At 66.6% G+C, this 13,612-nt stretch carries 12 protein-coding genes and 3 pseudogenes; 5 read left to right on the top strand and 10 right to left on the bottom strand.

The genetic code is table 11. The features are described 5' to 3' along the window. Positions 1–21: 21 nt before the first annotated feature. The 5 genes and pseudogenes from ACFQDH_RS05680 to ACFQDH_RS05660 all read right to left on the bottom strand — a co-directional run bounded on the left by ACFQDH_RS05680 (position 22) and on the right by ACFQDH_RS05660 (position 4,908). A complete protein-coding gene (locus tag ACFQDH_RS05680; RefSeq protein WP_382399295.1) occupies positions 22–756 on the bottom strand; it encodes a YcnI family copper-binding membrane protein in 735 nt (244 codons plus the stop codon). Between the two features lie 61 nt (positions 757–817). After that, the gene (locus ACFQDH_RS05675) at positions 818–1,846 is read right to left on the bottom strand and encodes a hypothetical protein (protein ID WP_382399293.1); all 1,029 of its coding nucleotides are present in this window, start codon (positions 1,844–1,846) and stop codon (positions 818–820) included. Positions 1,847–1,891: 45 nt separating this feature from the next. Beyond that, a complete protein-coding gene (locus ACFQDH_RS05670; RefSeq protein WP_382399291.1) occupies positions 1,892–2,740 on the bottom strand; it encodes a hypothetical protein in 849 nt (282 codons plus the stop codon). A gap of 126 nt (positions 2,741–2,866) precedes the next feature. Continuing rightward, positions 2,867–4,048 (bottom strand): annotated as a pseudogene (locus tag ACFQDH_RS05665) (acyl-CoA dehydrogenase family protein). After that, positions 4,045–4,908 (bottom strand): annotated as a pseudogene (locus ACFQDH_RS05660) (helix-turn-helix transcriptional regulator). The pseudogenes ACFQDH_RS05665 and ACFQDH_RS05660 overlap by 4 nt, the downstream one beginning before the upstream one ends. A gap of 102 nt (positions 4,909–5,010) precedes the next feature. Between ACFQDH_RS05660 and ACFQDH_RS05655 the strand changes: the two are divergent. Then, positions 5,011–6,003 (top strand): aldo/keto reductase, encoded by a 993-nt coding sequence (locus tag ACFQDH_RS05655; protein ID WP_382399289.1) that lies wholly within the window; start codon positions 5,011–5,013, stop codon positions 6,001–6,003. Between the two features lie 69 nt (positions 6,004–6,072). Then, complete coding sequence (locus ACFQDH_RS05650; RefSeq protein ID WP_382399287.1) at positions 6,073–6,636, top strand: DinB family protein; 564 nt, start codon at positions 6,073–6,075, stop codon at positions 6,634–6,636. A gap of 31 nt (positions 6,637–6,667) precedes the next feature. Here the strand turns inward: ACFQDH_RS05650 and ACFQDH_RS05645 are convergent, their stop codons facing one another. Further along, positions 6,668–7,282: a dihydrofolate reductase family protein gene (locus ACFQDH_RS05645; RefSeq protein ID WP_382399285.1), complete on the bottom strand. Its 615-nt coding sequence runs from the start codon at positions 7,280–7,282 to the stop codon at positions 6,668–6,670. 60 nt (positions 7,283–7,342) lie between these two features. Further along, entirely contained in the window at positions 7,343–8,185 is an 843-nt protein-coding gene (locus ACFQDH_RS05640) for a helix-turn-helix domain-containing protein (protein ID WP_382399283.1), read from the bottom strand. 430 nt (positions 8,186–8,615) lie between these two features. Here ACFQDH_RS05640 and ACFQDH_RS05635 point away from each other — a divergent pair, with 430 nt between their 5' ends. The 3 genes from ACFQDH_RS05635 to ACFQDH_RS05625 all read left to right on the top strand — a co-directional run bounded on the left by ACFQDH_RS05635 (position 8,616) and on the right by ACFQDH_RS05625 (position 10,451). Continuing rightward, positions 8,616–9,098, top strand: coding sequence for a MaoC family dehydratase (locus tag ACFQDH_RS05635; protein ID WP_382399281.1), 483 nt, complete (start codon positions 8,616–8,618; stop codon positions 9,096–9,098). Positions 9,099–9,379: 281 nt separating this feature from the next. Then, the gene (locus tag ACFQDH_RS05630; protein ID WP_382399279.1) at positions 9,380–10,291 is read left to right on the top strand and encodes a hypothetical protein; all 912 of its coding nucleotides are present in this window, start codon (positions 9,380–9,382) and stop codon (positions 10,289–10,291) included. Between the two features lie 37 nt (positions 10,292–10,328). After that, positions 10,329–10,451, top strand: a complete 123-nt coding sequence (locus ACFQDH_RS05625; protein WP_382399277.1) for a hypothetical protein — start codon at positions 10,329–10,331, stop codon at positions 10,449–10,451. 24 nt (positions 10,452–10,475) lie between these two features. Here ACFQDH_RS05625 and ACFQDH_RS05620 read toward each other — a convergent pair whose 3' ends face one another. The 3 genes and pseudogenes from ACFQDH_RS05620 to ACFQDH_RS05610 form a co-directional block, all read right to left on the bottom strand. Continuing rightward, positions 10,476–11,231 (bottom strand): gamma-glutamyl-gamma-aminobutyrate hydrolase family protein, encoded by a 756-nt coding sequence (locus ACFQDH_RS05620; RefSeq protein WP_382399275.1) that lies wholly within the window; start codon positions 11,229–11,231, stop codon positions 10,476–10,478. Between the two features lie 74 nt (positions 11,232–11,305). Continuing rightward, positions 11,306–12,084, bottom strand: a pseudogene (locus tag ACFQDH_RS05615) (3-oxoacyl-ACP reductase). A gap of 169 nt (positions 12,085–12,253) precedes the next feature. Continuing rightward, positions 12,254–13,609, bottom strand: a complete 1,356-nt coding sequence (locus ACFQDH_RS05610; RefSeq protein ID WP_465253874.1) for an aldehyde dehydrogenase family protein — start codon at positions 13,607–13,609, stop codon at positions 12,254–12,256. Positions 13,610–13,612: the final 3 nt, after the last annotated feature.

Here is a 13,612-nt window from a genome sequence, read left to right as displayed (position 1 = left end):
CCGTTCGAGTCTGTATGGCGCTCACCGGGATCGCCGGGTCACGGCATACAGGGCGACGAGCAGTGCGACGACCGCGACGGCGAGACCGCCGACTCCGAACCAGACCCCGGTGTTCGAGTCACTGCTCGAGTTGTTGCTGGACGACTGCGGTGCGGCAGCCACGGACGGGGCATCGCTCGGCGCTGCCGAGGTGCTAGCAGCGGTGCTCGCCGCGGCACCGATGGTCAGCACGGGCGCCGGGTGCTCCGGCTCCGCCGCACCGGCCTTGGTCGCCTCGTCCCACTTCACAACCGAGCCGTCGGAGTAGGTCTGGATGGCGTCGAAGCTGATCGAAGGGACGTCGGGCACCACACCGAGGGACACCGGAAACTGTTGGAATTGACCGGGTTTGATCTCAGCGCCCTTCGACGCGGTCCAGACGATCTTGGTCGGCGCCTGGGTGATGGTGCCGTCCGCGGTCTTCACCGGCTTGGCCAGTTTGGAGGTGGTGATCTTCGCGCTCCAGCCCGGGACAGGCTGGTAGGAGGCAGAGGTGAACGGGTGGTCGATCGGCAGGTCGACCTCGACCTTGGTGGTCGAGGCGTTGGCCTTCTCGGTGGGCACCCGGAAGTCGATCGTGGCGTAGGAGCCGGCCTGCGCGGTGTCCGGGCTGATCTTGACGTGCGCTTGCGCGGCCACCGGAATCGCCAGGAGCAGACCGGTGCTCGCGAAGATGGCGGCAGCACGGCGGGGCAGGGCAGGCAGCTTGGTGGTCACGCCGCCGACTCTACATGTTGTAGAGCTAGCGGCTCGCGGCGCTCCTCCCCCTGCCGGGATCTCACTTCCCGAACTGATCGACCCGGACGGTGATCCGGCCTGTTGTCGGATCCTGGGTGCAGTACGCGATCCGGTTCGCGGCAACGGACGTCCGACAAGGGATGGCCAGCCCGGTGGCGATCTGCCGGGACGCCGTCGAACCGTTCGGCACGATCCGCAAACCCGCGTTCTGAGTGATGTATGACGCGAAGGCGCTGCCGACGTGCAGGTCGTACTCGACACCGGACCGGACCGTGCGCCCCGGGCGGTCGTTGGTTGCCACGGTGAAGCTGCTCGGGTCCGAGGTGGTTGACCCGTCGGACCACGCGGTGATGGTGGAGGTCGGATCAGCCGTCACCCCTCGGGCCTGGCCGGTGTCGGTGATCCGCCGAGGTGTTGCGCCGGGGGAGGCCACGCGCCATACATCTGACTTCTTGCCGTCTGAGGTGAAAGCGTCGAAGTAGGCGGCGTTCCGACCGATGGCCAGCTGATCCGGCACCCAGCCGGCCGGGACGGTGGCGAGTTGTTGCGTCCTTCCGGCCCGAATCACGAACTCCCGCAACACATTCGACGTTGACCCTTTGCGCGCCTGCTGTGCCCAGACGACCTTGCCGCCACCTGCTACCGGGAGCGGCACCGGGGAGTCAAAGGTGTTCCTGGCAAGCGTGACCGTCTTCTTGGTCCGCAGGTTCAGACCGCGAATGGTCCACCGCAGGCCGCGTGGGCTGTCCGCCCCAGCGATGCTCTGGTCGGTCCAGAAGACCCAGTCGCCGTCGGTGACGACCCAGTCCGACTGGCCCTTCGGCCAGGCCGATCGGCCAACCACGCGCGACGTGCGGTCGGACAGATCGACAGCCACGACTTCGTTGGGAAAGTCCTGCGGCACACCGGAGCTCGCCTGCGTGTACGCGAGCCACTTGCCGCTGAGGGCCACGTGGGTGACCGTCGGATTGGACACGGGCAGTGACAATTGATGCGTCGAAGTGGTGACGTGCTTCCGAGGAGGCGGATCACTGCTGCACGACGCCAGCCCGGCGACAGCCGTTGTCATACCGAGCAGCACGGCGAACAGCCGGGCAGCGGACCCCTCACCACGTCAGCCGATGAACTTTCCGGACGGCGCGTAATGAATGGCGTTGTAGTCGGCGGTCGGCGAAACGTTGTGAAAGCCGTATGGCTGACCGTAATTGGAGGTCACGCCGATCTTCGCCGGATACCACTCCTCACCCACCGTGACCGCGGAGCTCGTGTAGCCGACGGCCGCGTTGAAATGGTTGGTGGCGTGGCCGTTCCAGAAGGGCAGGTAGCTGGTCCGGACGTTCTGGATGGTGCCGTGGTGGTAGGCGCCGACGGTGACCTTCACGTTGGCGTAGAGGTTGGCCGGCGACGTTGGTGTGTGCGTCGACCACGTGTCGATGTGCCCGAAGTGCAGCTCCAGCGCGCTGGCTATGTCGACCGACATCGTGCCGGTCGTCGGCGAGGTCTTCTCCCACTTCTCGAACGGCGCCTCGCCATAATCCTTGCCCATCAACGATTGCATGACGTTGCGCGACGCGGCCGGACCGCACGTGTAGCGCTTGTTGCCGTTGCCCTCGCCCTCCCAGTGCAGCACGTGCCGGGTCTGCAGCGACGTGGGCAGTGTGTAGGTCGCCGTGACGGACGTCGACAGTGTCTTCGAGGTCTTCAGCCCGGCATACCTGCGCTGCACACCCTGCAACAACGGCTGGCCCGCGGTGAGATTGGCGACCATCCGCTGTTTGGCATCAACCCGAGGTTGTTCGGCCGCAGGGACACGGTAGGTAGTCCGGTCGATCGCCGGAGCCCCCGTCGTACCCGCGCCCAGGTGTGGTCCGTTCGTGTCCTGCGCGTATGCCGTGGCGCTTGCCCCGGCGAGCGTGCCGACCGTGACGACCATTCCGATGACTGCACGTGTGCTGCGCCTCATCCGTCCCCATCCCGTCCCGATCGATGTGATCGCAGGTCCCGAAAAGCGTGCTGCTCCAACTCAACGGTCGCAGCAGGAGGACCGGACAGGGAAGAGTCTTGACCAACCCGAGAGAGACTCTTTACCTCAGCGGAACGCGGACTGCCCGGTGAGCGCCTGGCCGATGATCAGCTGGTGGACCTCGCTGGTGCCCTCATAGGTCAGCACCGACTCCAGGTTGTTGGCGTGCCGCATGATCGGGAACTCCAGGGTGATCCCGGCGGCGCCGAGGATGGTGCGGCATTCGCGGGCGATCGCTATCGACTCGCGCACGTTGTTGAGCTTGCCGAGCGAAATCTGTTCGGGGCGAAGGGTTCCCGCGTCCTTCAGCTTGCCGAGCTGCAGCGCCAGGAGCATGCCCTTGCCCAGCTCCAGTGACATGTCGGCGAGCTTCGCCTGGGTGAGTTGGTATGACGCAAGGGACTTGTCGTAGATCAGCCGGTCCCCGGCATACGCGATCGTCGCCTCGAGGCAGTCGCGCGCGGCGCCGAGTGCGCCGAAGACGATGCCGTAGCGGGCTTCGTTGAGGCAGGTGAGCGGTCCCTTCAGGCCGTGGACGTCCGGGAAGACCGCGGTGCTCGGCAGCCGCACGTCGTCCAGCACCAATTCGCTGGTGACCGATGCGCGCAGTGAGACCTTGTGCCGGATCTTCGGTGCGGAGAATCCCGGGGTGTCGGTCGGAACGACGAATCCCCTGATGCCACGGCCCTTTTCGCCCTCATCGGTCTGCGCCCACACGACCGCGACGTCGGCTATCGAACCGTTGGTGATCCACAGTTTGTTACCGGTCAGCACCCAGTCGTCACCATCCCGGCGGGCGCGGGTACGCATGCCGGCCGGGTTGGAGCCGAAGTCCGGCTAGGTCAGCCCGAAACAGCCGATCGCCTCGCCGATCGCCATACGGGGCAGCCACTGCTGCTTCTGCTCCTCGCTGCCCCAGTGATGGATCGCGAACATCGCCAGCGATCCCTGCACCGACACCAGCGACCGCACGCCGGAGTCGGCCGCCTCCAGCTCCATGCAGGCCAGTCCGTATGCCGTCGCCGACGTCCCGGCGCAGCCGTAACCCTCCAGGTGCATGCCCAGCACGCCGAGCTCGCCCAATTGACGGGCCAATTCGCGTGCGGGGAGGTCGCCTGCGTCATACCAGTCGGCGATGTGCGGCTTGATCTCGGCGTCGACGAAAGTGCGTACCGCGTCGCGCAATTCGCGGTCGTCGTCACCGATCAGCTGATCAGTGGAGAAGAGTTCTAGCGGAGTCTGCGTCATGTGACCTGATTATGCGCCCCTGTTGATCCGAGGTCCTGGGTGCCCAGCACCGCCAGCAGGTCGAGCTTCTCCCGGCAATCGCTGCCCGGGCGCGGGTGCAGCAGCACCAGCGTCGAGCCGTCGACACCGCTGGTGAGGTGCTCGCAGAGTAGGTCGAGCAGGCCGACCTCGGGGTGCGTCATCCGCTTCTCGTCCGACCGGCGGACGGCGACTTAGTGGGCAGCCCACAGCTGCGCGAATTCCGGGCTCGCCTCCAGCAGATCGGCCAGCAGCGAGGCGACCTCCGGGTCGTCGCCACGCCTGCCGACGGTCGCGCGGAGGTCAGCGACGTGGACCCGCGAGTGAGACTCCCAGTCCTCCTGCGGCACACGGCCTCGCGACGATTCGTCGGTGAACCAGCGCCATACATGGCTGCGCTCCCGGCCGGTCAACTGCTCCTGGTCGCCGGAGACCAGCTTCGACATCCGGTTCTGGACCACGATCCGGGCAAGGTCGTCGACCACGAACGCCGGTGTGTCGTCGAGGCGGTCGAGCAGGTAGAGCACGCCCGGGCTGACATGAGCGCCGGTACTGTGCCGCACGGGCGGCGTCTGATCGGCGAGATGGAAGAGATGGTCACGCTCGTCCTCCGTCATACGCAACGCACGGGCCAGGGCGCTGAGCACCCCGGGTGACGGGTGCGGGCCGCGTCGCTGCTCGAGCCGGGCGTAGTAGTCGGTAGAGATCGACGCGAGCGCGGCGACCTCGTCGCGGCGTAGGCCCGGCGTACGGCGCCGCCGACCGGCCGGCAGTCCGACCTCCGCGGGTGTCAGCCGCTCGCGACGGCTGCGCAACAGGTCAGCAAGGGCAACGCGATCCATGGTCTCCACGGTGCCTCAACCGCCTCCGTTTAGCCAGGGACCGGCAGTCCCACGGAGCGTCCGTGCCTAGTTGTGCCCGCCGCAGCGGCGCACAGTGGACGCATGACAGGAACAACCAAGACACTTGGCAAGACCGGACCCACCGTCAGCGCCGTCGGACTCGGCGCCATGGGCATGTCGGGCGCGTATGGCGAATCCGACGACGCCGAGAGCATCCGCACCGTTCACGCCGCCCTCGACGCCGGCGTCACCCTCATCGACACCGGCGACTTCTACGGCTTCGGGCACAACGAAATGCTGCTCGGGCAGGCCCTGCGTGACCGCGACCGCGACTCCTACGTGCTGAGCGTGAAGTTCGGCGGAATGCGGGTCCCCGGAGGCGGATTCAGCGGATTCGACGGACGACTGGCTGCGGTCGCCAACTCGCTCGGCTACTCGTTGACCCGGCTCGGCGTGGAGCATCTGGACATCTACCGCCCCGGCCGGCTGGACCCCGAGGTCCCGATCGAGGAAACCGTCGGCGCGATCGCCGAGCAGATCGAACGCGGTTACGTCCGGCACATCGGTCTGTCCGAGGTCGGGTCGGAGACGATCCGGCGAGCAGCAGCGGTGCACCCGATCAGCGACCTGCAGATCGAGTATTCCGTGCTCAGCCGTGGCATCGAGCAGGACATCCTCGACACCTGCCGCGAGCTGGGAATCGGGATCACCGCGTATGGCGTGCTCTCCCGCGGGCTGATCGGCACGCCGCGCGGCGAGCACACGGCCGATGACGTGCGTGCGGCGTGGCCGCGCTTCCAGGGTGAGAACCTCGAGCACAACCTCGATCTGATCGGCCGACTGCAGCCGATCGCCGACCGGCACGGCCTCACGGTCGCGCAGCTCGCGATCGCGTGGGTCGCCGCGCAGGGCGAGGCCGTCGTGCCGCTGGTCGGCATGAAGAAGGTGTCGCGCGTGCAGCCGGCCGTCGACGCCGTCGCCGTCTCGTTGAGTGCCCAGGACCTGGCGGACATCGATCGCGCCATACCCGCGGATGCCGTTGCGGGGACTCGGTATCCGGAGGCGCTGATGGGCAATCTGGACAGCGAGCGCTGACGCGCGTGCCTGGTCCCGGCACCGACAAACCCGTTGCCGACATCCGGCCCGGGACGGTTGACTGGCCGTATGACGAACTCCACCGGGTATGACGGATCGTGGCTCCCACTCGCGGAAGACCCTCGGACACAAGGCAATCCGCAGGGCGAGCTGGCGACATACAGGGAGTATCTGGACAACTACCGGACCACATTGCGGCTGAAGTGCGACGGGTTGACACCGGAGCAGCTGGCCACGCAGAGCGTGCCGCCGAGCAACATGAGCCTGCTCGGCCTGATCCGGCACATGGCGCGCGTGGAGAATTCGTGGTTCACCTGGTTCCTGCAGAGCAAGTGGGACGTGCCGCGGCTCTACAAGACACCTGAGGAGCCGGACCTCGACTTCACCGGGGTGGTCGGCACGCAGGATGGCGTCGACGAAGCATTCGCGAGCTGGGAGCGGGAGATTGCCGAGGCGGAGCGCTGGCTGGGCACGTTGACCGAGGACCGGCTCGGTGAGGAGTTGCCCTTTCCTGAGGACGACGACAAGGCCAGCATCCGCGACGTCCTCGTGCACATGGTCGAGGAGTACGCCCGGCATGCCGGACATGCCGACCTGTTGCGCGAGTGCATCGACGGCCGCACCGGGCAGTAGCCGGGCAGGACAGGTCGCGGGGATCGATCGATCAGCGGCGAACTCTGAACCGTAGGTGCAGGACTCGGTCGCCCTGGATGACTACATGCGGATCCTCGAGCAGCTGTTGCTCATGGATGCCATCGAAGAAGCGCTTGCCAGATCCGAAGATCACGGGTGCCACGTCCATCGCCACCTCGTCCACGAGCCCCGCCGCGAGGATCTGGCTGCCAACGTTGCCTGCGTTCACGGCGATCGTCCGGTCGCCTGCGAGGTCTTGAGCGATGGCGATGGCTGCTGGCGCGTTGTCGACGAAGTGGTAGGACGCCCCAGGGTGCCAACCTTCCGGTTTGGGCCGGTGCGACACCACCACGACGTGCTCGCCGGCGGGTGGCTGACCCTCCCAGCCGTTGACCAGATCGAACAGGCGCCGGCCCATCACGATCGTTCCGATCGATGCCCACATCGGACGGACGTAGTCCGCCGACGTGCGTGACACCTTGAAAGGTGTTCCTGTTGCGGAGTGGTCGTAGCCCTGCTCGTCGTCGTGCGGGGAGATCGGTGTGTCGCCGCTGAAGTACCACTCGTGCAGCGAGCCGACGTCGTCGTTCTGGTCGGCGATGTAGCCGTCCACCGACACCACGTTGTGCATGATCACCGTGCCCACGATTGCTCCTTGTCCATCCCCTTACTCTCTCCCTGTCCGTGACTCCGGTCTTGTAGAAAATCACTCGTCGGGCATCGGACCGTTGTCGGGCGGGAATGTCTCGTCGGCGGGGAACCGGCGCCGAAGTGTCAGGTAGTCCGTGGGGTTGTGCCCGGTGAACTCTTTGAATTCCTTGCTGAAGTGCGCTTGGTCGAAATAGCCCGCCGCCGTGGCCAATTGAGTCCAGTCGACTGGGTGCGTTGCGTCGACGGACAGGATCAGCCGTGCGAAGCGGTAGATCCGCGCCACTCGTTTCGGAGTGACGCCCACATGCGACTTGAACTGTGCGGCAAGGTAATTGCGGCTTATCCCGGCGCGGTCGGTCAGCGTCCCGACAGGCATCGCACCCCAGGAGGTCGCCAGCCGCCGCGCGGCGTGGCTGACCAGGTCGAAGCCGCGCGACGGTCCCTCCGCCAGTCGTGATCGCAACTCTGCTTCGACGATGGTGTGCATCGCGCTGGTCGAGCTGGCGCCGGCAATGCGATCGCACAAGGTGTTCGAGGATGGACCCCACAGAGCTTCGATGGGCACGCACCGGTCCCGTAACTCGGCCGAGGGGGCGTCGACGAATGCCGAGAGACCCCACGGCTTGAAATGCACCCCGACAACTCGAACCGGCCGCTGATGCTCGATCACGAAGCGTCTGGTCCAGACACCCATGAACCAGCCGCCGGTCAATACCGCTGGTGGAACCAAGGGATCGGAGTCGTACAGCCGAACGGGCGCAGCCAGATTGAGCATCAGGTGGGCGGACGGCATCGGTGGAACGTTCAGTCGCCGGTGCCTTGGGACGCCACTCAGAACGTAGATGTCATCGATGAACCGGTCGAGCGGCGCAGCCGGCGCGCGGCCAACATATTCCACGTACTCATCCTGGCCCACTCACGGCTCGCTGTATGGCGCGCTGGCCAGGCTGACTGGTCAGATCGCGGTCGACCGAAGCGGCGGGGACCCCGGCCGAGCTGCTCTCGCGGCGGCCGAGAGCATCCTCGACGACGGTGGCTGGCGCGAGGCGACCGATCACATCATGGGTTGCGTTGCATCCGCGAACTCAGCGCCCAGGAGTATGTCGACACCTACACCGGGCGGCCGGCCGAGCACGACGCGTCATGACCTGCTCGAGGGCTCAGGGGCCAACCTGCGGCACTCGACCCGAGAGCTGTTGCTGACCTGGCAAGCTGCGTGGATGACAGGGCCCGAACACACCGAACGCTCGGCGTCTCGCCGGAGTCGCTTCTCGACGCAGTGCTCGACCGATGAACCAGCGACCGCCAACCCAGCGAGGAGCAACCCGATGACGAGTACGTTTTCCGATGTCCCGAGGGATGAACGCCGCTACGAGGACTACCAGCCGGGCGTGGCAGGCACCTATGGTCCGATCGGAGTCAGCGGAGACGAAATCTTCGGCTTCGCAACGAAATTCGACCCGCAGCCGATCCATGTCGATGACGCGGCCGCCGCGGCGGGGCCGTTCGGCGGAATCATCGCCAGCGGCTGGCACACCGCGTCGTTGATGATGCGGCTGTATGTCGACAACTTCATCTCACACACCGCCAGTCTCGGCGGTCCGGGTGTCGACGAGCTGAGGTGGACGGCGCCCGTTCGCGCGGACGACCGGCTGACGCTGCACGTGACGGTGCTCGAGGCCCGGCCGAGCCGGAGCAAGCCGGACCGCGGACTGATCCGCACTCGGTGCGAGGTCACCAACCAGGACGACCTCGTGGTGTTGACCTGCACGGTGATGAACATCGTGAGACGCCGGGACGACACGGCCTGACACCTGGGGGCTTCGTCGTCGGCGCCGATTGAGCCCCTTTCGTCTGCAGAGGGATGCGGGTCTTCGGCAACGCGCGGAAAGCAACGTCCTCTTGCGCGTCCCGCCTGCTGGGTAGCCAGAGCGCAACGCCGATTCCGGAGGGACATCCTCGAGTACGCCGAACCGGGTATTCGCAAAAGAGATACCGACCAGATGGCGATCGGCTAGTTTTCACTCTCCGTCACCGATCCACGCCGCTACGCGCACGGATCACCATCTCTTCATCCCGGGGTCCGTCACTCATGTCCACTCTGTCCCGCATGCAGCAGGTCGCCCTGGCCGGATCGGTCGGCGCCGCCATCGCTGCCGCCGCCGTACTCGGCGCCGCCGGCTCGACCGCGACGCCTGTCGCCGCGTCTCATTCGCCCGGCTCCCATTGGTATGGCGCCGCTGGCGGCGCGTCGAACTGGCTGCCCCGTGCTGGTGCCGACACCTCGAGCAGCGGTTCGTCCACAGCCTCCACCCCGTCGAGCACGAGCGCGCCGACGTCCACGGCAGCGAGCACCTCGACTCCCCCGGCGAGCAGCTCGACCACGACGAGCACGAACCCGAATGACCCGGTGTCGAGTGGCCCCGGCGATGAGCCGGAGAACGTGGAGGTGACCGCCGCACCCGGGCCGTGCACGCAGGACGACATCGCCGCCAGCCGTTGGTCCACCAGATTGACGTTCACCAATCCGAAGGATGCCGGAACGCTGGACTACATAGCGCTGGCGATCAACTACAACGACAACAGCGAGAACATCGACGACTACCCGCACGCGGGACCGGTGAGCGTGGCGGCCGGCGAAACCGGCAGCATCGTGCTGACCGGCCCGAGCGACTATTTCCCCGACTCACTCCTCGTCGGCGGCGGCGTCAGCGCGGACGGGCAGACCGCGCAGACCGTCGGTGGGATCGACATCTACGACCAGGCCGACTTCCTGAAGGCCGCCAAGGTGTGCGGGAACACGACACCCACCCCGGATCCGATGCCTTCCGACCCGACCGACGCCAGCTCGGGTTACTCGGGTGCCGCCACCGAGACGAAGTCGGAGACCTCGACGGTCACGGTCACCGTCACCGTCACGCAGACGCCGCCGGCCGCAGGGCCGGGCCTGGGCGAGCCGCCGACCCCCTCTCCGGTCACGACACGGTTGGGTGTGACCGGCTGATCTGCATCTGCGCGAACGAGGCCGGACGAAGGGCCGAGTGCTGGGCAACTCCCGTGGACACGTCGACGTCGCAGTCGGCGACCAGTGGGATCTCGTCATCGACACCGATGAGCTCTCACCGGCCGAATCGGCCGCCCGCATCCTGACCGAACTCACCTGAACCCGACAGCACGCTCCGTCCCGCTCACCTTCCAGACTGACGGTCAACGCGGGCGGCGTGCACCAGGGCAGCGATCGGGGCGTGATCAGGACCCATCTCCGGGTGCCACTGGACGCCGACGCAGAAGCGGCGGGCGTTCGAATCACCCTCAGCCGCAACGCGTTCCATCGCCTCGATGCTGCCGTCCGCCGCTCGACCGGTGACGGCGAAGCCGGGATGCGTCGCTACCGACTGATGGTGATGGCACGGGCCACGGACCACGTCGCCCTGCACGGCCGCGAGCTGCGAGGTGCGGTCGAGACTGACCTCGGTGGTGCCGAAGACGTCGCCACCCGGCGAGTGGCCTGTGTGCCCGACGGTGTCCGGCGTGTGCTGCTCCAACGTCCCGCCCGCGTGCACGGCCATCAGTTGCATCCCGCGGCAGATGCCCAGGGTCGGCAGACCCTGAGTGTCGGCCGCGTCGAGCAACGCCAGCTCCCACGCATCCCGATCCGGACGGATGCCGCCCGTCTCCGGGTGCGGCGTCGCGCCATACCGCTCGGGATCGATGTCGGCTCCGCCCGCGATGATCAGCCCGTCCAGCCGGGCGACGACAGCCGCTGCGGCTGCTTCGAGGTCATCACCGTGCGCCGGCGCCGGCGTGAGCAGCACTGGAACTGCGGCGAATTCGACAACTGCGTCGGCATACTGCGCGAACTGTATGTCGGCGACCTGGCGCCATACACCCCACGACGCCTCGTCGCGATAGGTGCTGATGCCGATCAGAGGGGGCGTGCTCATACCTTCTGTCGCGCCTCTTCCCTCGGCTGCGGGCCTCACTCGTACCTCGCTCGTATCCTCGCCTCGGTCGGCGCTCATAGTGGTGTCACGTAGGCGCCCGACAGCCCCCATCGACCAGGAACGTATTGGCGGTGATGAAGCTTGAGTCGTCGGAGGCAAGGAACAGCACCGCACTGGCCATCTCCTCCGGCTCACCGAAGCGGCCCATCGGCACATGCACCAGACGCCGAGCGGCCCGCTCGGGATCCGATGCGAAGAGCTCCTTCAGCAGGGGAGTGTTGACCGGCCCGGGGCAGAGCGCGTTGACCCGCACACCGTCCCGAGCGAACTGCACACCCAACTCGCGGGACATCGTCAGCACTCCGCCCTTGGACGCGGAGTAGGAGATCTGCGAGGTCGCCGAACCCATCACAGCGACGAAAGATGCTGTGTTGATGATGGATCCGGACTTCTGCTCGAGCATGTAGGGCAATGCCGCCTTGCAGCACAGGTAGACCGAGGTGAGGTTGACCTCCTGCACCTTGCGCCATGCATCCAGGTCGGTGTCCAGGATCGAGTCGTCCTCGGGAGGACTGATCCCCGCGTTGTTGAAGGCGATGTCGACAGAGCCATAGGTGTCCTTGGCGGTCTTGAAGAGCGCGTCGACCTGCTCCTTGTCGGTCACGTCGACGTGCACATAGGTCGCGACGTCCGCACCGCCCAGCTCCGCGACGGTCCTCGCACCCGCGTCGTCGGCGATGTCACCGATGACGACCTTGGCGCCCTCGGCGACGAACCGCTGCACGGTCGCCAGGCCGATGCCCGAGCAGCCGCCGGTGACGACCGCGACCTTGCCGTCAATGCGTCCTGTCATGTCTGTAACTCCTTAATTCCGTTGTTGTCCAAAGGTGGTTGAGTAGCCCGTGAGGTACGAGCCCCGTCATTCAAAAGGTGGTTGAGTAGCCCGTGAGGTACGAGCGGGCGTATCGAAACCGACGAGGTCTCGATACGGCTCGGCTAGCGCCTCGCCTACTCGACCACCTTTAGTGGCTGAAGAAGACGTTCTTGACCTCGGTGAACCCGTCGGGGGCGTCGGGGCCAAGCTCGCGGCCGAAGCCGGACTGCTTGAAGCCACCGAACGGCGTCCAATAGCGCACTGCTGAATGCGAGTTGACCGACAGGTTCCCCGACTCGACGCCTCGGGCAACGCGCAGCGCGCGACCCAGATCGTTCGTGTAGATCGATCCGGACAGGCCGTAGTCGGTGCTGTTCGCCAGCGTGATTGCCTCCTCCTCGTCGTCGAAAGTCATGACCGACACCAGAGGGCCGAAAACCTCTTCGCACCAGGCGGGTTCGTCGATGGACGTCGATTCGGCAACCATTGCCGGCAACCAGAAACCACCCAGGTCCGGCACGTCACCCTGTATGACGACGTTCGCGCCGTCGACATACGACTGCACCTTGTCGCGGTGTGCCGCTGACACCAGCGGGCCCATTTCGGACTGCTCGTCGCTCGGGTCGAGGACCTTCACGCCACGGACAGCCGGCTCGAGGTGAGACATGAATTCGTCATACGCAGAACGCTGTACGAGGATCCGGGAGCGCGCGCAACAGTCCTGCCCGGCGTTGTCGAAGACGCCGTATGGCGCCGCAGCCGCAGCCGCGGGAACGTCCGCGTCGGCGAACACGATGTTGGAATTCTTGCCGCCCAGCTCGAGCGTCACCCGCTTGACCTGATCGGCGCAGCCGGCCATCACCTTCTTGCCGACCGCGGTCGACCCGGTGAAGCAGACCTTCCGAACCAGCGGGTGGGTCACGAACCGCTCGCCGACCACACTGCCCGCACCGGGCAGAACGGTGAGCACTCCCTCGGGTATGCCGGCCTCCAGCGCCAGCTCGCCAATTCGTATGGCGGTCAACGGTGTCAGCTCCGCCGGCTTGAGCACGACGGTATTGCCGGATGCGAGCGCCGGAGCGAGACCCCAGCCCGCGATGGGCATGGGGAAGTTCCACGGCACGATGATGCCGACGACGCCGAGCGGCTCGCGGAACGTGACGTCGATGCCACCCGCGGCCGGGATCTGCCGACCGAAGAGCCGCTCCGGCGTGGCGCTGTAGTAGTTGAGGACATCGCGCACGTTGCCGGCTTCCCATCGGGCGTTCCCGATGGTGTGGCCGGCGTTGGTGACCTCGAGCTGCGCGAGCTCTTCGAGGTGCTCATCCACGACGGCAGCGAAGGCGCGCAGCAACCTGGCTCGTTCGCCCGGCGCCACTGCCCGCCACGTGCGGAACGCCTCATGGGCCCGCTCGATGGCGGCATCGGTCGCAGCGACGTCAGCAAGTTCGACCTCCGCGAAGGCTTCACCGGTGACCGGACTGATCAAAGTATGCGTGGTCAAAAC

The organism is Flexivirga alba, assembly GCF_042661025.1.
In the GTDB taxonomy this organism is placed as follows: Bacteria; Actinomycetota; Actinomycetes; order Actinomycetales; family Dermatophilaceae; genus Flexivirga; species Flexivirga alba.
Note: the sequence above shows the minus strand (reverse complement) of the source record. Positions and strands in the feature narration are given on the sequence as shown.